Origin of the sequence: Noviluteimonas gilva, assembly GCF_009740395.1 — a bacterium.
Lineage (GTDB): Bacteria > Pseudomonadota > Gammaproteobacteria > Xanthomonadales > Xanthomonadaceae > Noviluteimonas > Noviluteimonas gilva.
Genome location: NZ_WOXT01000008.1, coordinates 1 through 1,457 on the forward strand (window position 1 = coordinate 1; position 1,457 = coordinate 1,457).

The following is a 1,457-nucleotide window of genomic DNA, read 5'->3' on the forward strand; positions in this document are numbered from 1 at the left end:
CGACCCAGAGCGGACATTCGGCCAGGGACGCCGCGCGTGTCAAAATTAGGGCCGGGATGAGCAACGTCGTCGATGGATGCAGCACGCAGAGCCGGTTGAAGGAGAGCTGCAATGAAGCGGTTTCTTAGCGCGGTCACGGCATGCGCAGTCGTGGCCGTTGTTTCTACCGCTGCGGCATCGACGCCGTGGTCGATTGTTTCCGCGTACAAGGGAGCCGAACGTTCCGGCTTCGGTCACGTGATAGAGGCCAAACAGTTGGCTAACGGTGCCGCGTATCTCTACACGGTGGAGTACGGACGGCCAAGCAAGAAGATCGCTCTCTGTACCGGCGAGCAGCTCGTCATCGGGTCGCCACTGGTATTTGTGCTCGGCGACAAGCTGTCGCATCGCAGGTGCCCGGCAGAGAGCTACTTCGTGCCCTCCGAGGACATGCGTACGTTTCTGTTGCCGGGCATCCAGGACCTGTATTCAAAGCGGGCATTCATCAGAGTTGAGTATCCCCATGGTCGATCGCTTGGTTGCGCGATGAACACAGTCACGGTTTCGGAAACAAGAACGCGTACCGGCACGCAATCTGAAATCGAGTTCGGGCCGTTCGACATGGACGGCAAGTATTTCGCGATCGACGACTTCATGAATTGCGTGAACCGCAAGGATTGAAGTCAAATGTCCGCTTCTGGCCGATTGCGGACACAGCCGGATGACCGCTCTCGACCCCAAGCAGCCACGCTACGACCCCTCTAAGTAATTGACGGCGCAACTCACGATGACGGCCACTCTCCAAAACCCAGAAGGCATATCGGTCGGAGACATTTACGAAGATGTTTTCTTGCACCCATGTCTTTGTCTGGGCGTAGAAGATGGCCTTGCTTGGGGCGTGTCCTTGATCGACGGCAGCTATCCGCGTTCCTGCGACCTGGTCATGAGCGGAATCAGGAAGCTGACTCCTGACGAGGCTTGGCGAATCAAAGTGAGCTTCATATAGCCACCGACCCATGTCCGCTTTTGGCCGAGAGCGGACGCCGCCCACCGCACGTCACGGAGTGACCGCTTCCGACCCAAAGCGGTCACTTAAGCGAGCCAACATCCGGCGTCGCAGCGGCCTTCAGTTCATCGATGACGTTGGCAGGCACATTGCGCCAGACCGTCTGCTCCCGGGTCACCAGTTCGATTCCATACTCGCCTCGGACGGCCTCCACAATTCGACGCATCCAAGCAGTGTGCGCTGAGCTACTACCGGCGACTGGCTGCAGCGTTCCCGATTCTTCGTTCCATCGCACGCCCGTGGCGGTGCGCCAGATGTATCGCAGGTCCTGGTCCGGCCAGAGCGCAGGCTCAACCTGCAAGAGCCCTTGATCATCGATTGCGACAGAACGAATCCAGACCTGCATTGGCGGCCTCTGCGGCGGGAGCTGCTGCATTCTAAAGGGTGGCGTCGAATGTCCGCTTTTGGCCGA

The 1,457-nt window shown here is 58.9% G+C and carries 2 protein-coding genes; one reads left to right on the top strand and one right to left on the bottom strand.

All coding sequences use genetic code 11. The features are described 5' to 3' along the window. The first annotated feature begins 111 nt into the window (after nt 1-111). Nucleotides 112-660: a hypothetical protein gene (locus tag GN331_RS16450; protein ID WP_156643395.1), complete on the top strand. Its 549-nt coding sequence runs from the start codon at nt 112-114 to the stop codon at nt 658-660. A gap of 407 nt (nt 661-1,067) precedes the next feature. On the opposite strand, the gene GN331_RS16455 is transcribed toward GN331_RS16450, so the two are convergent. Then, nucleotides 1,068-1,457 (bottom strand): hypothetical protein (locus GN331_RS16455; protein ID WP_231734562.1); only part of this gene is annotated, 390 nt, incomplete at its 5' end.

Excerpts from the sequence above, each read along its gene's own strand:
- GN331_RS16450 (WP_156643395.1), top strand. The coding sequence starts at position 112 with ATGAAGCGGTTTCTTAGCGCGGTCACGGCATGCGCAGTCGTGGCCGTT.